This is a genomic window from Clostridium sp. SHJSY1 (assembly GCF_031626875.1).
Lineage (GTDB): Bacteria > Bacillota > Clostridia > Clostridiales > Clostridiaceae > Clostridium.
Window position 1 is genome coordinate 130729 of the sequence record NZ_JANDMF010000002.1, and the last position, 20654, is coordinate 151382.

The following is a 20654-nucleotide window of genomic DNA, read 5'->3' on the forward strand; positions in this document are numbered from 1 at the left end:
ATTTTAATGTTGAATTCTCTTTTTTATCAACTAGTATCAAACTTGGTTTGATACAGCCTCTTTTGTTATTCTAATTTTGCTATTAATTTTCCAAAATCTTTACATTTTTCTTCATCATCACCTTCTGCAGATTCTTGAACTGTTAAACCTTCACTTATTAATGTAGCGCCATATGATTCCATTCTCTTTTCCCATTCTCTCATCCATTCACCATTGCCCCATCCCCATGAACCAAAAAGAGCAACTTTCTTTCCTTGTACATTTCCTTCTAATGAATTAACAAAAGGTTCCATTTCACTTTCTTCTAATTCTTCTGATCCATAAGCTGAACACCCTAAAATAAGTATTTTTTCATTTTTAACATCATGAAGTGTTGTATTTGACACTTCTACTAATTCAGCTTTCTTTCCTTCAGATTCTATTCCTTCAAGAATTAAGTTTGCCATTTTTTCTGTATTTCCTGTTTGACTAAAATATATTATTTTCATATTAAACCTCCTAAAATTGTACTATTTACTCCTTAAATTGTTTTTTTATTTAACTTATGACATTATTATAACTTTATTTGTTTTTAGAAAATGTGATTGAAATCAAATCTCAATAAAACATTTCATTCTTCTACTAATATTAATTATGTATTGATAGATTTATTATAGTGGCCTTAGGTCTAGACATAGATTCAATTGAGTATTTTATACCTTGAGTTCCTATCCCAGATGCTTTCACCCCAAGGAATGGAAAATTATCTGGACCTCTTTCTGTTTTATTATTTACTTGAACTGTTCCCACTTCTAACTTATCAGCCACATAAAAAGCATCATCTATGTTTTTTGTAAATACAGCGCTTTGAAGCCCATATTCTGATTTATTAGCAATTTCTATAGCCTCATTTTTATCCTTAACTCTTATAATTGGAAGTACAGGCCCAAATGGTTCTTCCCATGCAAGTCTCATATCTGTTGTTACATTATCAAAAAGTGTTGGATAAATTAAATTTCCCACTCTATTTCCACCTACAATTAAGTCAGCACCTTTCCTTTTTGCATCTTCTATTAATTCAACAACAAAATCTGCTGCTTTAGAACTTATAAGAGGCACAATATCTACATCTTTCTCTAAAGGATTTCCTACAGTAAGCTTTTCCATCTTCTCTTTGATTTTTTCTAATAATTTATCCGCCACTTTATCTACTACTAAAATTCTCTTTACCGCTGTGCATCTTTGCCCCGAATATGAATATCCACCTGCAACAATGTTGCTTGCAGTTAATTCTAAGTCAGCATCTTCTAAAACTATGGCAGCATCCTTACCACCTAGTTCCATTAAAAGAGGTACCATACTAGTCATCTTAGAAATTCTAGTTCCTACTTCTGTACTACCTGTAAAGTTGATGAAATTTATTCCTTTATGATTAGTAATATAATCTCCAATTTCACTTCCCTTACCTGTAACTGTATTTAGTACTCCAGCTGGAACACCTGCTTTCTCAAATATTCTTGCTAAATATAGTCCACATAAGCTTCCTTGAGTTGCTGGTTTTAATACAACAGAATTTCCCGCCATTAAACCAGGTGCTATTTTAGAAGCTGCTAAATTTATTGGATAATTAAAAGGAGAAATTGCAAGTACAACTCCTAATGGTTCCCTTTTTACAACTGAAATTTTATTATTCTTAAAACCTGGAAAGCTATCTCCTGGAATACTTTCACCAGATAAATTCTTAGCTGTATCTGCTGTAAACCTTATAAAATCTGCTGTCCTAGAAACTTCTGATCTACAACTTTTTCTATCCTTAGCAATCTCCCTCATCATTAGTTCTGATAATTCATCTATATTTTTTATTAAAATGTCTGATGCTTTATACAATATTTCTGCTCTTGCATTTATTGTTGTATTATTCCACTTTCTTTGAGCTTCTTTAGCTGTTACTACTGCAGTATCTACCCCTTCCTTTGTCATAGCCGGTACTCTACCTAATAATGAATTATCTATTGGTGACTTAATTTCTACAAAGTTTCCACTTATACTACCAACCCATTTTCCATTTATTAAATTTTTAAAAATATTGTTTTCATCTTTTATATCATTAAACATAATTTATTCCTCCTCATTTCTTACTCTTTTGTTATATCTACTCCTACTTTAAACATTTCAAAGTTTATATTTTCTTTTTCAATACCCATTGATATTAAATTATGATAAACAGTTTTCATAAATGGTACTGGCCCACAAAAATAGAAATCTCCATTCTTTGGTAAATTATCCATCATCCATTCCTTTGATATCCTGCCTTTTATATCAAAATTTTCTCCTAATTTCTCATTTTCAACAGGACGTGTGTAGAATACAATACTTTTGAAGTTATTATTATTATTTAGTTTTGCTATTTCTTCTCTAAAACTATGATGCGTTGCATTAGGTATACTATAAATGAAATATATTTTCCTATTACTATTTATTGCATCATAAGCCATTGTAAGCATTGGTGTTATTCCAATTCCTCCCCCTATTAAAACTAATGGTTTTTCACTATCCTTTAATACGAAATTTCCAAGTGGTGTAGTTATTTGAAGAGTATCCCCTTCCTTTATTTCATCACATAGTTTTCTGCTTAAGTAACCATTCTCTTCTCTCTTTACACTTATTCTATAAAATTCTTCATTAGAATTCATGGACAACGTATATTGTCTAGGATTAGAAAAAGTATTATCTTCATTTTTGATTCTTACAGTTATAAACTGTCCTGCTATAAATTCAGGAAGTTTACTTCCATCTAATGATTTTAAATAGAATGATATAACTGCCTCATCTTCTTTAACTGTTTTATATACAAGAAAATCTTTAAATCCCTTCCATTTACTATTGGATTTTATCTTATTAGTATCTATCATTGAAATCCTCCTATTTTTCTTCAGCTCTTTGTTTTAATGTTTGTTTTTTTCTTAAGCTTGTTTCATTTAGCTGATGGGCTTATTATATCTTTGCAAAAATAAAAACAATATGATTTCAATCAAATTTTAAAGAAATGCAAATCATAAAATTACAATGATATAAGATATTAAACTCAATCCATACATTGCAATTCTATATAATTTAAATTTTTAGTCATTTGATTTAAATCATATTTTTATAACTTAAATGAGTATAAAATAAAGCCATAAAAAACAAAAAAAATACAAAGCAAATTAAAATATTGGAGGAATATATTATGGAAAAAAATATTATGTTAAATGAAAATACTTTTTGGGTTGGTAAAATTGATGATAGGGAAGTTCCTTTTCATAGATTGACTTTAACTAAAGGAACTACTTATAATAGTTATCTATTAAATACTGAAAAACCTACAATAATTGATACTGTTGATATAAGCTTTGGAAGAAATTATATAGAAAATTTAAAAAGTATAATTGAACTTGATAAAATCAAGTATATCATAATTAATCATACTGAACCTGATCACTCCGGTTCGCTTAGAAGCTTAGCTTCTAAAGCGCTAAATGCTGTAATTGTGTGCACACAACCAGCTGTAAATGAACTTAAGGAAATGTATAAACTTCATAATAGAGAATTTTTAGTCGTTAGAGATGGTGATACTCTAAATATTGGAGGCAAGACTCTTAGATTCATAGAAACACCATATCTTCATACTGAAGAAACTATGATAACTTATTGTGAAGAAGATAAAATTTTATTTCCTTGCGATATTTTTAGTACCCATGTAGCTAACTATGAATATTTTAATGATGCAGCAAAAGAAGATATAATGGAGGATTTTATTGGCTACTATAAATTAATAATGCATCCTCACAGAAGATATGTTCAAAATATGATTGATAAAATTAAAGATTTAGACATAAAAATGATAGCACCATCTCATGGATATATTATTAAAGATAATGTCCAAAGATTCATAGATACTTATGCTAATATGAGCAAAAACACAGATTTAGATAAAAAAGCACTTATTCTATACTCTACTATGACAGGTAACACAAAAAAGATTGCTGCTATTCTAAAAGAAAAATTTGAAGAGCAAAACATAATTTCTGAAGCAATTGATGTAAATAAAACTCCTAGAGAAGACATAATAAACACTATTAATGAATCAAACGTAGTTTTCTTTGGCAGTTCCACTAGGTATGGAGATATGATTGGAAATACTATGGAAGATATTCTAAAAGATTTAAAATCTTTGAACTTAGAATCTAAATTAGGTGCAGCATTTGGATCTTACGGATGGAGTGGAGAAGCCATAGAAGTTGTACAAGACTATTTAAATCAAACTAATTTAAAAGTATTAAATACTTCTGATGTAATTAAGTCTACTGGTATGATTGATGTAGAATTTCCATTAAGAATAAGATTTTCACTTAATGAAGATAGCTTAAAGAAAATTGAAGGATTAGTGGCATATACTTCTGATTTATTACTTAGTAATGTTTAAGAATACTTAAAAAAGTTAATTAACAGATATCCCCCATGTGCCTTATGAGATTTAATTAATCTCACTGTTATGCAAAGAAGATGTCTCAGATATTAATCCAAGGCATCTTTTTTAAAATATTTATTTCTTTGTAATTGCAACTCTCCATATCTCATAAAATTTATTTTTATATGTAATCTTTTAATCCTTCTTCATCTAAAATTATAATGTTCCTTGTTCCAACTATCTTTATCAATTGTTCATCCTCAAATTTTTTTAATTTTCGACTTATAGTTTCTCGTGTTACCCCAATAAAATTTGCCATATCCTCTCTTGATAATGGTAATTCTATAGATATATTATTTTCACCAATTTCCCCGTAATTTTCCATCAAATCCGTTAATAAATAAGCTATTCTTGAATCCACATCATTAGTTGCAAGATTTTGTACAAGACTTTCTACCTTTGATAATCTTTCTCCTACAGCTTCCAACACCTTTATTCCAATCTCAGGATTCCCCATAATTATATCTTTCATTTCATCTTTGGTAAGAGTACATATCTTAGAATCTACTATTGCCTTAGCATTAAATCCATACGTAGAAGGTTTTATAAGCTCTAATTCTCCAAAAAAATCTCCCTCAGAAAGTATATGCAATATCTGTTCCTTACCATCTTTAGTGTACTTATATAATTTAATTTTTCCTTCGTTCACGAAATAAAGTGTATTTGCTATATTACCTTCACTAAAGATTATATCGCCTTTAATACATTCTTTATGATTTATCATTTTTACAATTTCTAATAATTCTTCATTATTTAAATTTTCAAATATTGGAACCTTGCTTGCACAAAGGTTTCCTCTACAATTATTACAACAGTTACCGCAATTATTATTCATTCTATCATCCTCCTTATATAATTGATACTAAAGTTTAAAATAAATCCTAGCTACAATTTTGCAACTAGGATTCTATATTGTAAATAATATTGTAGATTATAGATAGGGTACATATTTATTGTATATTATTTAATAATACTATTTTTTAAGCTTCCATAAACATCTTCATATCATCTTCAACATTTGTGATTCCACCAATTCCAAAGTTATCAACTAATACTTTAGCAACATTTGGTGAAAGAAATGCTGGAAGTGTTGGTCCTAAGTGAATATTTTTAACTCCTAAGTGTAGTAATGATAATAATACTATTACAGCTTTTTGTTCATACCAAGCTATGTTGTATGAAATAGGTAACTCATTTACACTCTTTAATCCAAATACTTCTTGAAGTTTAAGTGCTATTACAACTAATGAATACGAATCATTACATTGTCCTGCATCTAATACTCTTGGAATTCCTCCAATATCTCCTAAGTTTAATTTATTATATTTATATTTTGCACAACCTGCAGTTAATATAACTGTATCTTGTGGTAACTTTTGTGCAAATTCTGCATAGTAATTTCTTGATTTTGCTCTACCATCACAACCTGCCATTACAAAGAATCTCTTTATAGCACCAGATTTAACTGCATCTACAACTTTATCAGCTAAAGCTAAAACTTGGTTATGAGCAAATCCACCAATTATTTGTCCTTTTTCTATTTCAGTAGGAACCTTACACTTTTTAGCCATTTCTATAACTTTTGAGAAATCTTTTGTTCCATCAGCCTTAGCTTCTATATGAGCACATCCTGGCATTCCTGTAGCACCTGTTGTAAATAATCTATTCTTGTAAGAATCCTTCGGTATAACTATACAGTTTGTAGTCATGAGGATTGGCCCATTGAATTTTTCAAATTCTTCTTTTTGTTTCCACCATGCATTTCCATAGTTTCCTGCAAAGTGCGCATATTTCTTGAACTTTGGATAATATTGTCCAGCTAGCATTTCTCCGTGAGTATAAACATCTACTCCTGTTCCTTCTGTTTGCTCAAGCAACATTTCTAAATCTCTTAAGTCATGTCCTGAAATTAATATTCCTGGGTTAATTCTAACTCCAATATCAACTGTTGTTATTTCTGGATGTCCATAGCTTTCAGTATTAGCTTTATCAAGCAACGCCATACCATCTACACCAAATTTACCAGCCTCTAATGCAAGTCCAACTAAATCATCAACACTTAAAGTATCATCAATTGTAGCTGCTAATGCTTTTGCCATAAATGCATGAACTTCTTCATTATTATATTTTAAGTTCATTGCATGCTTCATGTAAGCTGACAATCCCTTTAATCCATAAGTGATAAGTTCTCTTAAACTTCTTATATCTTGATTTTCTGTTGCAAGTACTCCAATCTTTTCTGCCTTGGCATCAAATTCAATTATATTATCAGCAGTCCAAGTAGCTGCTTCTGGTATAATTATTTCTGTAGTTTGCATTCCTAATACCTTTTTGAAGAAACCACCATTTACTTTTACTTCTCCAACAGTTCCACCAGCTCTAACAACTTTAGTCTTTAATTCTTCTCTCAATTTTAAAGTTTCTCTTACTCTATCTAAAATAGAATTTCTATCAAAATTTGCATTTGTAATTGTTGTAAATAAATTTTCTGTTATATATTTATCAACAGTACTATCTATAACTCCAACTTTTCTTCCTTCATCACTTACTATAGCTAGTCCTTTCGTTACATATATTAATAAATCTTGAGCTTTTGCTACATTTTCATCTTTACCACAAACCCCCACTTTAGTACATCCAGTACAACCTGCTGTTTCTTGACATTGATAACAAAACATTGACATATCGTGTCCTCCTATTTCTCTATATAAAATATTAATAATTTCTTTTCCAAATCTCCTAACTTTGACAATTTAGAGTTTACTATATTCACATCATATCTTCCGTAACATACGTTACAACTTTAAAATTTATAAATTTCTTTTTATTTCTGTATGTGAAAAAATTAAAAATATACTTGATTCCTAGTATTCTGAATCAAATATCTCTTTCATCAAAGTTCAACCTTCTTTTATTAAACTCTCTGTAGTACTTCCTCATTTAATTTTTGTAAAACTTCAGTTAATTTCTCTATCTTTTTATTATCCATCTTAACTTTACTTTATTAATTATTTTTTATTTTCCAATTCGTAAAGTCTTGGAAATAGTATATTGCTTTCTAAATGTATATGTTGAAATATATCCGATTCCATTTCTTGTAGTTTAGAATAAGTTAATCTATAAGTAGTACACGCATTACTTGGAAGATCATAATCATTAGTTATTTCCCTTAATTCTTTAAGTATATTTCCAGCACCGATGTGTTCATCTTGCAATTGATTAATAATATTTATTGCTTTATGTAAATCAGCTTCATTATTACTTTTTAAATATACATTAATTGCTGGATATTGAATAGTCTCTTCTTCTATTAAATGAGCTTCTAGTTCCATCTTAACAGTATGAAATAATTTATGAACTCTTGAAAGCTCTGGATGCTTTTCTCCATGAACCCTTAATATTTTAGTTGTTAACTCACTTATTTTAGGAAGGTTTTCATAAAGATAAGCATGATGTACATTTACTATCTGATCAACTAATTCATCAAGGGGTGCTTCCACCCAATTTCTATCTTTTGAGTAAAGATTATTTTTTAATTCCTCATAGGAATCATTTATTCTTTCTAATAGTTCTGTTTCATTAATTCCTTGTTCTTTTATAGCTGTAATTAATGGCCTGTCTCCACCACAACAAAAATCAATTTTATATTCTTTAAATATATCTGCTGCCTTTGGAAACTTTGTTACTATATCACCTATTTTTTGATTACTATTAAATTTATTCATTTATTTATTCCTCCTAAATTGTATATTTAAAACAATCCTTTATTAATTTCATCATTTACTTTTTCTTTAACTTATGACTTTATTATAGCTTTATTGATCTTATTAATATGTGATTTAAATCAAATTCAAACTAGTGAACTGTACAATAAAGTTGTTTTCAAAATCCCACTTTTCCCTTACTCCCTTTCATCCTATTTTTCTACATTTTCTCTATCTTTAGCTTTATTATTCCTTTCTATCCTAACCTCTATTCATAAGATTAATTGGCATGAAAAAACAGAGAGATCCGAGCTTGGATTAGCCCTTTTCTCTCTGTTTTTTGAACAACTATATTAAACTTTCAACAAGTTTTTTTTAATTTTGAATGACTTTATTCCATAGCCACATTAATCTAACTTTTAACTATAACAATTATTCTACAGTAACTGATTTAGCTAAGTTTCTTGGTTTATCTATATCAAAGTTTTTCTCTTTAGCTGTATAATAAGCTAATAATTGTAATGAAACTGCAGCAACTACTGGTGCAACCATATTTAATATTCTTGGTATTCTAACAATTTTATTAAATACAGATTCATCTATTTCATCACCCTCATAAGCAATTCCTATAGTTACAGCTCCTCTAGCTTTAACTTCTACAATATTACTTACCATTTTTTCTCTAAGCTTAGTTTGAGTAAGCAATGCTATAACTTTTGTACCCTCTTCAATTAATGCTATTGGTCCATGTTTTAATTCCCCACCAGCATATGCTTCTGAATGAATATAAGTTATTTCTTTAAGTTTTAATGACCCTTCTAAAGCTAAGGCATAATCAACACCTCTTCCTAAGAAAAATACATCTTGTTCTTTAGCTAAAATCTTAGCTACCTCTTCTAAATCCGCTTTCTTATCTAACACTTCCTCAATTTTCTCTGGAAGTAATGTTAAAGCTTCTTCTAATTCTTTTGCCACATCACTAGCTAAGTTTCCTTTTAATTGCCCAAAATACATTCCAATTAAATTCATTACAACAACCTGGGTTGTATAAGCCTTAGTTGAAGCAACTGCTATTTCAGGGCCTGCCATTGTATATATAACATTGTCAGCTTCCCTTGATATTGTACTTCCTACAACATTTGTTATAGCTAAAGTTTTAGCTCCAATCTTCTTACAATCTCTTAAAACTGCTAATGTGTCAGCTGTTTCTCCTGATTGGCTTACAGTTATTAATAATGTTTTATTAGTAACTAATGGTTCTCTATATCTAAATTCTGAAGCTATATCAACTTCTACTGGAATCTTAGCAAATTTTTCTATTGCTACTTTTCCCATAAGACCTGCATGATATGCAGTTCCACAAGCTACTATATATACTCTATCTATTCCATCAAGATCTTCCTTTGTTAAGTTAAATCCTTCGAAGTGTACTCCATTAGCCGAAATTTTTCCAGTCAAAGTATCCCTTATAGCCTTTGGTTGTTCATGTATTTCCTTCATCATGAATGAATCATATCCACCTTTTTCAGCTGCATCTGCACTCCATGTTACTTTGTACACTTCTTTATCTATCTTTGAACCGTCACTATTTAGAACTTCTGCTCCATCTCTAGTAACTAATACAAATTCATTATCATCTAAAAGATATACTTCTCTTGTATAACTTATTACTGCTGGAATATCTGAAGCAATAAATGTTTCATCTTCTCCTAGTCCTACTATTAATGGACTATCTTTTCTAACAGCAACCACTTTGTCTGGATCATCTCCTGAAATTACACCTAATGCATAACTACCTTCAAGTCTTTCAGTTGCTTTTACAACAGCTTTGAATAAGTCCCCTTCATAATAATAGTGAACTAAGTTTGGTACTACTTCTGTATCTGTTTGAGATTTAAATTCATATCCTTGCTCTTTAAGCCACTTTCTAAGTTCTAGATAATTTTCTATAATTCCATTATGAACTACAGTTATATCTCCTTTCGAACTTTTATGTGGATGTGAATTAACATCTGAAGGTTCTCCATGAGTAGCCCATCTAGTATGTCCTATTCCTACAGTTCCTTCTAAAACATTATTACTTAAATCATCACTAAGATTAGAAAGACGGCCTTTATGCTTTACAACAGAAACTTTTCCATCGTTCTCTACAGCCACCCCAGCAGAGTCATACCCCCTGTATTCTAACTTTGATAATCCATCAACTAAAAAGTCTGTTGCTCTATTCTTTCCAACATATCCAACTATTCCGCACATATTAATTCTTCCTCTCTTTTTTTATATAATATTCAATTTTAATCCTCTTTTAATTTCATTCTAGCTAAAAATAAAAAGGCATAATAATCCCAGAAATTAAAACTAAAAAAAGGTTTTAACACCAGACTGAATTTGTGCTATAAATCACTTTATAGTTTTACCAGTCGTTTACGGTAGTGCGATACCGTGGGGCACCCGCCGAAGTTTCGATACTCCCCAACCTCGTCAACATAACTTAAAACTTTTAATATTTCAAGTTAGTTCTGGCGCTTTTTTGTTTAAAAATATATTCTCTCTATAATGTTCTCCTCCTTCTTGATTTATTTTATACCTTACGATTTACTTAACCATACTATCATATTTATTTTCTTTTGTCTATATATATTATACATTCAGCTCTACTTTTTGCTACATAAATCGATTATTTTTGTTGTGTATAGATATATTTTATTGTTTTTTATTAATTAACGGCATTTATTTTTGTTTATAAATTAATTTTATTTAACATATTTTAAAACACGCACATTAAGAATCTCTAAAATTTCTTACTATATTTATAAAATATAACTATATTAAGGTGGATAATAATCCACCTTAATATAGTTACATACATAAACCTAATAGTTTGCATCTCCTTCTTGAATAATTTGAATTATTTCTTCTGAAGTTTTTGCACTTTTCATCTTTTCAATATTTTCTTCATACTGAACAGTTAAAGCAATTTTTGATAACATCTCCATATGTTCATCGCCTTTTCCAGCTACTCCAATTACTATATAAGCAATATTACCTTCTCCAAAATCTACTCCATTTGGATATTGAGCAATCACTATGCCTGTTTCAAGTATGTCCTTCTTGTACTCATTCATACTGTGAGGAATAGCTACACCATTTCCTATATAAGTTGTTACCTCATTTTCTCTAACTTTCATTCCCTCTATATAATTATCTTTTACATATCCTCCATCAATTAAAAGCTTTCCAACTCTTTCTATAGCCTCATTCTTAGTTTCTGATTTTACATCCAACAGTATTCCTTTCTTTACCAAAATTCCTTTTTTCATTTATTGTTCCTCCTCATTACTTATAATTAGTATTGTCTTTTAATATTTCTCCTAACCGTTCAATCTTTTTATATTCTTCTAGAGAATATATATTGTCTTTATATTTCTTTTATGAACCTAATTCTATTTATACACACTTACTATTTAATACATTTTCTTTATTTCATTTTCTAGCATTTCTCCTTTAAAAATACTAATTTTATTCCCACCTCTATTTTTACTATGATACATTGCAATATCAGCATATTTTAATAAGGTCGTAATATTATCAGTATCTTTATCAAATACACTTACCCCTATACTTGCCTTAATATTATATGTATAAGCCCTATGACAAAAACTAAAATTTAACGAATCTAAAACAGCTTGTCCAATACATTCAATATTATCTATTGAGATACTATCTTCCAATATAATTATAAATTCATCTCCTCCTAATCTTCCTATTTCTATTGAACTACTCTTGTGCTTTTTTAAATTTAATGCTACCTTATGGAGAACTTCATCTCCTAAATCATGTCCAAAGTTATCATTAAATATTTTAAAATTATCTAAATCTATAAATAGAATTGCAAATTTCATTTGTTTTCTTTTCAAATCTGATAAATAGTTGTAAATACTATATCTATTTTTAAGCTCTGTTAAAGCATCATAATTTGCAAGGTAGTTCATTTCCTCTATATATTTTTTTCTGGCACTAACATCTGTAATAATTAAAGCAAAAGCATCTTTTTTTATTTTATGTACAGAAAATAGAATCCACTTTTCTTTACTTGTATTTATATATTCCGATATTTTAAATTGACCATCATTTTGAACCTTATCTATTATTTCAATGGATTTGTATTTCTTGTTTATATATTTTTCTACAAATGTATTAAAAGCACATTCAAGCATGCATTCTTCATCTATTCCCAAGATATTTAATATGGATTGATTAACTTCAATAGCTTTAGCATTTACTCCATTTCCAAATTCATCTTTTATAACCTTATAATAAGCATATCCAACATCTATACAATCTAATAATCTCTCACATCTATTTCCAAAATTATCATTGTAATTTTGAAAATATTTTTCTATAGTTTTATCATATATACTACTATGATTTTTTTTTATTAACAACATAAGTATTAAACCACAACTAAAAAGTTCTATAGCTAATAATTTACCAAACTGAATCCAAGAAAAATTGTTATAATATATTGCAATTTTGAAATATGAATAGTTAAAAGTAATAATAACTAAGATAATATATAATAATGCTTTCTTAAATTTTTTCATTTCCTCCCCCTCTGTTGTCAAAATTTAATATTATTACCTATTATTATACAACTTTTACATTAAAAAGCAATAAAAGATACCTATAAGCTATATCTTTTGTAGCTTTTAGGTATCTTCATATTTATTTTAAACTTAGATTTTCAAATGTATCTACTATTATATATTTATTATCTTTAACACTTATATATTTTATTGACACCTTGTCTCCAACTTTACTTAAAGCAACTTCCCTTGAAGTATCAGTAGAAACAGTAAATACTTTATTATTATCCTTTAGTTTTATATCATAAATACTAATTCCATCTTTTATAACTACTCCAATTCGTTCTATTTCCCCTTCCATACTTTCAGATTTATTCGAACCATCTAAAGAAACATTTGTATTAGCTAGTACATCTAAATATTTATTCAAGGTTCCTTGAACCGTATCTGAAACACCTACTGTGTTATAATTTTTAACATCTATCATAGCATACTGTTTAACTAACCCATTTGAATCTTTAAGTGTTGTAAAATAAGTAGCTTCTCCTTGTATATTTATTAGATATGGTAAAGTTGCTTTATATCCATATTGTTGAACTTTACCTTCTGCTGACTTCATAGCAGCATTCTCTGTTGCCCCAGCAGTTTTATACATAGTAGTTTTTCCTGTTTTAGTGTTTGTTAACATGAATCCAACTAAACCTTCATCATTCCCAACTGAGGTTATTCCTGTGTAGTAAAAGCATTCATTTTTATTAAAAATTACATTCATATCATCTGTTGATTTAAGTTTATCCTTATCTCCAAAGTTGAATATACCATGAACCAATTCTCCCCACTTATTTGCATAATTTAGAATATAACTTTCTGGTTGTATCCTGTCAACCCATGATGGCAAATTATTTATATCATATTTTTCTGATTCTCCAGTTTGTGCATCAATTATCAAAGCCCCAATAGCCTTCTTTTCTGTAAATCCTATTGCATTATCATATCTTGTAACAATCCAATAGGGCTTGCCTTCATCATTTAACTCAAATGTAAAATCTGTATGTCCAGCTTTCATATCCCTTAAATATGCTGCTCTATGCAAGTCACTAAACAAATATGATGAAGCTAAATATTTTATTTTTAAAGATTCACCATTAAGATCTGTAACTAACTGCACATCATTTTCATTTGTTGCACTAACTTTAATATATCCACTTGTCCCAGAACTATTTGTAAGCCATTTTATAAATGAAGAATGTTCTAGTGGTGCTACATAATAAAGTTCTCCATTTAAACTTTGTAATGTCAATTCTCCAATAGTTACTTGACTTCCTAATGAAGGGATTTCCCCCAATTTCTTATCTGCTAATTTTCCTGCAAGTTCTTTATCAATAGTTGGAAGTTGTTTTAGATCTATGTGATCTATTTCATTAGAAAATTCTACTTCATCAACTTGACCAATTAAATCCCTATGACTCTTATAACTAATAATTGGACTAAAATATATGGCTGATACAACAAAAGCTATTCCCACAAATAAACCAATAAAACTAAGTCTTTTAATAGAATGAACTATTCCATATAATATTGAAATTAAAACAAATGGAGCTACTATTACAAATGCATTTAAACTAATATCCAAAATTAAATTAGAATTAAAAAGCATCCCTATCCCAATAACTAAATATATTATTATAAGCCACTTAACAAATCCTTTTAAAGATCCTTTCCTTATGTTTCTAACATTTCGTTTCTCAAATCTGTTAAAAAAATCTGAAAATATATTTCTTAACTTATCTTCAGAAAAATTTCCAAAATTACCATTATTCATTTATTTCCCACCTTCGTATATATTATTTAATAAAGTGTTTTTATTTTAACATAAAAAGTTATTTAAAACCATATAGCTTTTGATTTTTCTTGATTTTTTATATAAAATATAACTTGTACCATTTCCATTATCCAATAAGTATTTATTAATATAATATACTTATTAATACATTTTGTATTAATAAGCTAAAGTATAAAAAAAGTACACAAAAAAACTATATATTTTAGTATTTTGTGTGTACTTTTTTTTAATTATTTTATTCAAAATCTTCTATTCTTATTAAGTTTTCAATGCCTTCAACTGTATTTAATCTATTTAATTCTTCTAGGGCTTTTCTTATACTTGCTTCCTTTGTCATATGAGTTACTAAAACTAAAGTAACTTTACCTTTATTATTTACATCACCTTTTTGGATTACTGAATGTAAACTCACTTCTTGTTTTCCAAATACTGCACTTATTTCACCTAGAACTCCTGGTTTATCTGCTACAGTTGCTCTAATATAATATTTACTCACAATATTATCCACCTCGGAAATTTCTTTATTCCATAAATTATTCTTAACTACCGAAACTGGATTTTCAAAATCTATATTTGTTCGTACTATAGAAATTATATCTGCAACTACAGCACTTCCTGTAGGTAAATCTCCTGCTCCTCTTCCATAAAACATTAAATCTCCTACAGCATTTCCCTTTATAAACACCGCATTAAATGAATCATACACATTTGCTAGAGGATGAGTTTCTGGAATCATAGTTGGATGTACTCTAAGTTCAAGTTTTCCTTCAACATCTTTAACTATAGCAAGTAATTTTATTACCATACCAAAACTTTTTGCATATTCCATATCTACATCTGTTATTTTTGTTATGCCTTCTCTATATACCTTAGCCACATCAACTTTTGTTCCAAAAGCTAAAGATGCTAATATAGCTAATTTATATTGCGCATCAAAACCTTCTATATCAGATGTTGGATCAGCTTCTGCATAGCCTTTCTCTTGAGCTAATTTTAGTACATCATTAAAATTACTACCTTCAAGTTCCATTTTACTTAAAATGAAATTAGTAGTTCCATTAACTATTCCATATAATTCTTCAATTCTATTTCCAGTTAAACTTTCATTTATAGCTTGAATTATTGGGATTCCACCAGCTACACTAGCTTCATAATTAAACATTACCCCTTCTTCATCAGCTTTTTTATAAAGTTCATCTCCATTAGTTGCAAGTAACATCTTATTAGCTGTTACTATTTGCTTTTTCTTATTCATGCACTTTATCATGTATTCTCTAGCAGGTTCTATCCCACCCATAACCTCAACAACTATTTTAATAGAATCATCATTTAAAATTTCATTAAAATCTGTTGTAACTAATCCTTCTGGAACTTCTACTCCCCTAGGTTTATTCAAATCTCTTACAAGAATTTTAGCTATTTCAACTTTGCATCCTGAACGCTTCATTATCTCTTCTTCATTTTCTTTTAAAATGTTCCAAACTCCACGACCAACATTACCTAGACCTAATAACGCAATTTTTACTTTTTTCATTTTACACTTCCCCCTTCTTATTTTTCCCCAACTTTTCATATACTTTTCTATTATATTACTTTTTTTATTATTTTTCTAGGGTCTAAATATCATTTTGGTAATTGATAGCTCCATATAAAATAAATGCACCTAGAAAATAAAATGTTCCAATAAATCCAACTGGTGTAAATGCTAAGAATAATGCAATAATAATTATTAATGGATGAACCCCTAAAAATGATGATACAAGCTTTTGCTCTAAGAATTGTCTAATTGCAACAGCTCCAATATATCCAACAGCCATTATTATGGCTCCTCTAACATCTCCCATAGAAAGTCTTATTATAGCAATAACACTATAAACCATTCCTGCTCCAATTAGAGGAAGAGCATCCAACACTGCTGTTAAAATACCAATTACAAAAGCATATTTTATTCCTACCAATATGTAAATAAGAGAGCTATAAATTCCTATAACTGTTAGTATTATAGAATAAGCTTTTATATAACCTCCAAATATTTGATTTTTCTTTTTTCTAAGTCTTCTAAGTAAATTTAAACCTTTTTCAGAAAAAGCACCTTTCATACCTTCCAGAATTTTATCAATATCTTTAGTAACAAAGAAGGTTGATACTATTGTAATAATAGTTATAATTATACCACTTGGTATAGACACTACAATATTTATTATATTTTCAACTAGTTTAGCTATAATAGATGTTCCTAATGAAATAATTTTTGATACTCCTTCATTAATATTTTGTGCTATATCTGGATTTATATTATCTATATTATTTAAAATATTTTGTACTTTTCTACTAACTAAATTCAATATGTTATTTGTTGTTTCTTTATCTGTAATATATGTATAGTAATTTTTAAATTGATCAATTATTTGATATCCTATAACAAATAATATTATTCCCAAAAAACATATTAATAGAAGTGTCAATATTAAAGAAATTAAACCATCTGTTAGTTTAAATCTTTTTAATTTATTATTTATTGATAATATTCTATTTTTTAATGGTCTTAAAATCAATGCTATTATAATAGCTATAACTAAAGGGATTGCATATCTAATTCCCATCAACAACAATAGAAATCCTATTGTGTAAACAAGCAAAAATTTCAAAACTTTTCTTAATGAAACTATTAATCCTGGGGAAAGATATTCTCCAATACTTGTAATAAAACCTTTCATGTTATTTATCTTCTCCTTTCCCACTTTTTGTTATTATGCATTATAAAATATTTATCACAAATACACAAGTTAATTTTTCATAACTTTTATAATAGTTACTAAAAAGGTTATTTTTAATATTTTATTAAATAAATATATTATTAGTGATTAATTTATAGGAGTTTATAATGTTTGACTTACGTTCAATAATACCAATTTTCCTTTCATTACTAGCTGGCTTGGCTACTGTCTTAGGGGCTTTTATTGTTTTTTTTTCCAAGTCTGGTAGTAAAAGATTAATAACTTTTGCTTTAAGTTTTTCTGCTGGAGTTATGATAACAATCTCTTTCACAGATCTCTTTCCTGCAGCTGAAGAAACTTTATCCAAAAATTTTGGTAAGTTTAATGGAGTATTATTATCTCTTTTATTTTTAATTATTGGTGTTATAATAGCACTTTTAATAGATCATTTCATTCCTTCTCAAGAAAACACTCTATTAACTAATAAAAATAATAACAACTTATATAGAGTTGGTTTTGTATCTATGATTGCATTAATGCTACATAACTTCCCAGAAGGAATTGCAACATATGTATCAGGTTATCAAAGTACTACTTTAGGGATTTCTATCGCTTTAGCTATTTCTCTCCACAATATTCCTGAAGGAGTATCTATTGCAATGCCAATTTACTATTCAACTAAAAGCAAAACTAAAGCTTTCAAATACACTTTTCTTTCAGGAATGGCTGAACCTTTTGGAGCAATACTTGCATTTTTATTTTTAAAACCTTATATAAATGATGTAATTTTAAGTATAGTTTTTGGTGTTGTGGCTGGAATAATGATTTATATTTCCTTTGAAGAGCTAATTCCTGAATCTAGAGTATATGGATTTAACTTTTTGTATATTTTTTCTTTAGTTTTAGGTATTTGTATTATTCCAATTAGTCATATTTTTCTATGATATATAAGTTTTTTCATAGCATAATGAAAATAAATTAGAGGTAAAATAAAATTGTTTCTAAGATTAAAGGAGGTAGTTTTATGACTGAAAAAGAACTTTTATATTTAGAAGATTTACTAGGTGCTGAAGAGTTAGCTCAAAAGAGTTGCTTAAACAACAGTAATAACACTCAAGATTCTGATCTAAAAATTCATTTTACAAATTTAGCAAACTATCACAAACAAAACATAACAACATTATATCAACTATTAAGATAGAAGGATGGTGAATATTATGCTTGGAGATAAAGAAATGACAAACGAAATACTCACACTTGAAAAAAATTTAGCATCACTTTACCAACTTGGCGTGCAAGAATCTTCCACAGACCCTCTTCGTTACGATTTTAATAAACTGTTAAATCAAACTCTTGATAGACAGAATGAAACATTTAAACTAATGCAACAAAAAGGTTGGTACAAACTAGAACAAGTACCTCAAACTTCTATAGATAAGGTTAAAAATAAATTTGCACAAGTAGCTAATCCCTTATAATAGGGTACCTTTATAAAAGAGATAATTCACTAGTTGAATTACCTCTTTTGCTTAGTACTATAATTTTATTAATATTTCATTTATTTGCTCACTTACATTAATTCTTTCGTCATAAATCCATTCTACATCAAATTTAAGATTAAATAGTTTACAAAATGAATAGTAAATATTTATTTTTTGATAATATATTTCTAATTCATCTAATGTTCCACTAAGTACAACTGGTCTTGATATTTCTTTAAGTTTTGCAACAAATAGTTCATCTACATAAAACAAAAATTGTTCCATAAGATCATCATTGGTCACATCAAAAGGTACTTTTAATAAATTCCATTGAATTTCTTCTTTAAGCTTATATCTTTTTATTCTATCTAAAATTATTATATAATCTGATATATCCATCTTTCTGTAATATTCAAGCTTTTCTTCTCTAGTGCTCCAAAGAGCTAACTTTTCTATTAATGGAAGAGTTTTAATTCTAAGTATAGCTTCAGAAGGCCCAATGACAGCTTTAGTTATTTCTCTATCCTTTTCTTTAATTTTTTCTTTTAAAAATTCACTATTATTTCCGGTTGAAGCCACATATCCAACATCATATATTCCTTTTCTTCCTGCTCTTCCTGCTATTTGCTTTACTTCTTGTGATGTTAAGAATCTTACTTCTTCTCCATCAAATTTCTTAGTAGATAAGAATATTATCCTCCTAATAGGAAGATTTACTCCCATACCTATTGCATCAGTAGTTATTAAAATTTTTGTTTCTTTATTTATAAATTGCTCGTATTGCTTTCTTCTAACTTCTGGTGGAAGATCTCCATAAATTATACTTGCCCTCTCTCCCTTTTCAGAATATTCTTGAACCAAGTTTAATACTCTCTTTTTAGAAAATAAAACTATAGCATCACCATCTTCAATATCTTTATGACTAAATTCTTTTTCTTGAATTTCTAAAGGAATACTTCTCTTATATTCCTTTATTTCATATGGGTCTTTACAATCATCTAATATTTTCTTTATAATCTCTTTAGCATTTAATGCACCACATACATGTATTTCTCTTGCTCTTATTCCCAGCAGTGCTCTACTCCACGCAGCTCCTCTTTGTGAATCATCTATCATTTGAATTTCATCTATTACTGCAACCTCATATTGTTTCTTTAAATTTAGTTTTTCTATTGTGCAAGATACATGAGTTGATCCCTCATGAAGGATTTCTTCTTCTCCAGTTTGAAGATCACAAACAATTCCCTCTTTATTTAATCTCTCATAATTTTCTAGAGCTAGAATTCTAAGGGGTGAAAGATATACTCCATTTTTACATTCTTTTAGTTTTTCAATGGCATTATAAGTTTTACCTGTATTAGTATCTCCTAAATGAATAACAAATTTTCTATTTATTCCTCTTGCTTCTCTATATTCATCCTTAGGATTTTCAGGAAAGTTTTTTTCGAATTCTTCTGAAATCATCTTAGGTATATGTTGTTTTGTAAGAACAGTCATTATACCTGAATTTAAAAGAGAATTATAATTTCCTCTAGCAACTTCATAATAATCAAACTCGCTATTATTCTTTTTATTATAATCCTCCAAAATTCTTTTTCCTATACTTTCCAAAATATCATTATATCTATCTAAAACATCTCCATATTCTTTAAACCCTTCCTTCTCCATTTCCATTAAGAGAAGTATCTTCTTTCTTACAGCTGATTCATGCTCATGAAGCGCACCACCTTTGGAATGATGTGCAATTTCTTCTATTTGATTTATTTGACTCTTTAACTTCTTAAATTCTCTTTGCGCTGCATTTTTCTTCATAAATTTCCTCCAGTAGAATATA

General features: G+C 28.3%; 17 protein-coding genes. 4 read left to right on the forward strand and 13 right to left on the reverse strand.

Going from position 1 to position 20654, the window contains the following annotated elements:
* Positions 1-65: 65 nt before the first annotated feature.
* The 3 genes from NNC19_RS01805 to NNC19_RS01815 all read right to left on the reverse strand — a co-directional run bounded on the left by NNC19_RS01805 (position 66) and on the right by NNC19_RS01815 (position 2891).
* Positions 66-488, reverse strand: coding sequence for a flavodoxin (locus tag NNC19_RS01805; RefSeq protein WP_310936884.1), 423 nt, complete (start codon positions 486-488; stop codon positions 66-68).
* Positions 489-627: 139 nt separating this feature from the next.
* On the reverse strand, positions 628-2094 hold the full coding sequence (locus tag NNC19_RS01810; RefSeq protein WP_310936885.1) for an NADP-dependent glyceraldehyde-3-phosphate dehydrogenase: 1467 nt from the start codon (positions 2092-2094) through the stop codon (positions 628-630).
* 20 nt (positions 2095-2114) lie between these two features.
* Positions 2115-2891, reverse strand: coding sequence for an FAD-binding oxidoreductase (locus NNC19_RS01815; protein ID WP_310936886.1), 777 nt, complete (start codon positions 2889-2891; stop codon positions 2115-2117).
* Positions 2892-3208: 317 nt separating this feature from the next.
* On the opposite strand from NNC19_RS01815, the gene NNC19_RS01820 reads away from it, so the two are divergent.
* Positions 3209-4444: an FprA family A-type flavoprotein gene (locus NNC19_RS01820; protein ID WP_310936887.1), complete on the forward strand. Its 1236-nt coding sequence runs from the start codon at positions 3209-3211 to the stop codon at positions 4442-4444.
* A 166-nt stretch (positions 4445-4610) separates the two neighbouring features.
* On the opposite strand, the gene NNC19_RS01825 is transcribed toward NNC19_RS01820, so the two are convergent.
* The 9 genes from NNC19_RS01825 to NNC19_RS01865 all read right to left on the reverse strand — a co-directional run bounded on the left by NNC19_RS01825 (position 4611) and on the right by NNC19_RS01865 (position 17339).
* Positions 4611-5324 carry a Crp/Fnr family transcriptional regulator gene (locus NNC19_RS01825; protein WP_310936888.1) on the reverse strand — a complete coding sequence of 238 codons (714 nt, stop codon included), beginning with the start codon at positions 5322-5324 and terminating at the stop codon, positions 4611-4613.
* A gap of 145 nt (positions 5325-5469) precedes the next feature.
* On the reverse strand, positions 5470-7173 hold the full coding sequence (gene hcp / locus NNC19_RS01830) for a hydroxylamine reductase (protein ID WP_310936889.1): 1704 nt from the start codon (positions 7171-7173) through the stop codon (positions 5470-5472).
* A 324-nt stretch (positions 7174-7497) separates the two neighbouring features.
* Entirely contained in the window at positions 7498-8214 is a 717-nt protein-coding gene (ric, locus tag NNC19_RS01835) for an iron-sulfur cluster repair di-iron protein (RefSeq protein ID WP_310936890.1), read from the reverse strand.
* A 411-nt stretch (positions 8215-8625) separates the two neighbouring features.
* The gene (gene glmS, locus NNC19_RS01840) at positions 8626-10449 is read right to left on the reverse strand and encodes a glutamine--fructose-6-phosphate transaminase (isomerizing) (protein ID WP_310936891.1); all 1824 of its coding nucleotides are present in this window, start codon (positions 10447-10449) and stop codon (positions 8626-8628) included.
* 617 nt (positions 10450-11066) lie between these two features.
* Complete coding sequence (locus NNC19_RS01845) at positions 11067-11513, reverse strand: PTS sugar transporter subunit IIA (protein WP_310936892.1); 447 nt, start codon at positions 11511-11513, stop codon at positions 11067-11069.
* Between the two features lie 144 nt (positions 11514-11657).
* Positions 11658-12797, reverse strand: a complete 1140-nt coding sequence (locus tag NNC19_RS01850; protein ID WP_310936893.1) for a GGDEF domain-containing protein — start codon at positions 12795-12797, stop codon at positions 11658-11660.
* A 121-nt stretch (positions 12798-12918) separates the two neighbouring features.
* Entirely contained in the window at positions 12919-14601 is a 1683-nt protein-coding gene (locus NNC19_RS01855; RefSeq protein ID WP_310936894.1) for a cell shape-determining protein, read from the reverse strand.
* Positions 14602-14857: 256 nt separating this feature from the next.
* Entirely contained in the window at positions 14858-16156 is a 1299-nt protein-coding gene (locus NNC19_RS01860; protein WP_310936895.1) for a homoserine dehydrogenase, read from the reverse strand.
* 82 nt (positions 16157-16238) lie between these two features.
* Positions 16239-17339 carry an AI-2E family transporter gene (locus NNC19_RS01865; RefSeq protein ID WP_310936896.1) on the reverse strand — a complete coding sequence of 367 codons (1101 nt, stop codon included), beginning with the start codon at positions 17337-17339 and terminating at the stop codon, positions 16239-16241.
* 167 nt (positions 17340-17506) lie between these two features.
* On the opposite strand from NNC19_RS01865, the gene zupT reads away from it, so the two are divergent.
* The 3 genes from zupT (at position 17507) to NNC19_RS01880 (ending at position 18817) form a co-directional block, all read left to right on the forward strand.
* On the forward strand, positions 17507-18283 hold the full coding sequence (gene zupT, locus NNC19_RS01870) for a zinc transporter ZupT (protein ID WP_310936897.1): 777 nt from the start codon (positions 17507-17509) through the stop codon (positions 18281-18283).
* A gap of 80 nt (positions 18284-18363) precedes the next feature.
* The gene (locus NNC19_RS01875) at positions 18364-18540 is read left to right on the forward strand and encodes a hypothetical protein (RefSeq protein WP_310936898.1); all 177 of its coding nucleotides are present in this window, start codon (positions 18364-18366) and stop codon (positions 18538-18540) included.
* 16 nt (positions 18541-18556) lie between these two features.
* Positions 18557-18817, forward strand: coding sequence for a spore coat protein (locus tag NNC19_RS01880; RefSeq protein WP_310936899.1), 261 nt, complete (start codon positions 18557-18559; stop codon positions 18815-18817).
* 57 nt (positions 18818-18874) lie between these two features.
* On the opposite strand, the gene NNC19_RS01885 is transcribed toward NNC19_RS01880, so the two are convergent.
* On the reverse strand, positions 18875-20632 hold the full coding sequence (locus NNC19_RS01885) for a DEAD/DEAH box helicase (RefSeq protein WP_310936900.1): 1758 nt from the start codon (positions 20630-20632) through the stop codon (positions 18875-18877).
* Positions 20633-20654 lie beyond the last annotated feature (22 nt).

Coding starts and splice junctions, on each gene's coding strand:
- NNC19_RS01805 (WP_310936884.1), bottom strand. CDS start 488: ATGAAAATAATATATTTTAGTCAAACAGGAAATACAGAAAAAATGGCA.
- NNC19_RS01810 (WP_310936885.1), bottom strand. CDS start 2,094: ATGTTTAATGATATAAAAGATGAAAACAATATTTTTAAAAATTTAATA.
- NNC19_RS01815 (WP_310936886.1), bottom strand. CDS start 2,891: ATGATAGATACTAATAAGATAAAATCCAATAGTAAATGGAAGGGATTT.
- NNC19_RS01820 (WP_310936887.1), top strand. CDS start 3,209: ATGGAAAAAAATATTATGTTAAATGAAAATACTTTTTGGGTTGGTAAA.
- NNC19_RS01825 (WP_310936888.1), bottom strand. CDS start 5,324: ATGAATAATAATTGCGGTAACTGTTGTAATAATTGTAGAGGAAACCTT.
- hcp (WP_310936889.1), bottom strand. CDS start 7,173: ATGTCAATGTTTTGTTATCAATGTCAAGAAACAGCAGGTTGTACTGGA.
- ric (WP_310936890.1), bottom strand. CDS start 8,214: ATGAATAAATTTAATAGTAATCAAAAAATAGGTGATATAGTAACAAAG.
- glmS (WP_310936891.1), bottom strand. CDS start 10,449: ATGTGCGGAATAGTTGGATATGTTGGAAAGAATAGAGCAACAGACTTT.
- NNC19_RS01845 (WP_310936892.1), bottom strand. CDS start 11,513: ATGAAAAAAGGAATTTTGGTAAAGAAAGGAATACTGTTGGATGTAAAA.
- NNC19_RS01850 (WP_310936893.1), bottom strand. CDS start 12,797: ATGAAAAAATTTAAGAAAGCATTATTATATATTATCTTAGTTATTATT.
- NNC19_RS01855 (WP_310936894.1), bottom strand. CDS start 14,601: ATGAATAATGGTAATTTTGGAAATTTTTCTGAAGATAAGTTAAGAAAT.
- NNC19_RS01860 (WP_310936895.1), bottom strand. CDS start 16,156: ATGAAAAAAGTAAAAATTGCGTTATTAGGTCTAGGTAATGTTGGTCGT.
- NNC19_RS01865 (WP_310936896.1), bottom strand. CDS start 17,339: ATGAAAGGTTTTATTACAAGTATTGGAGAATATCTTTCCCCAGGATTA.
- zupT (WP_310936897.1), top strand. CDS start 17,507: ATGTTTGACTTACGTTCAATAATACCAATTTTCCTTTCATTACTAGCT.
- NNC19_RS01875 (WP_310936898.1), top strand. CDS start 18,364: ATGACTGAAAAAGAACTTTTATATTTAGAAGATTTACTAGGTGCTGAA.
- NNC19_RS01880 (WP_310936899.1), top strand. CDS start 18,557: ATGCTTGGAGATAAAGAAATGACAAACGAAATACTCACACTTGAAAAA.
- NNC19_RS01885 (WP_310936900.1), bottom strand. CDS start 20,632: ATGAAGAAAAATGCAGCGCAAAGAGAATTTAAGAAGTTAAAGAGTCAA.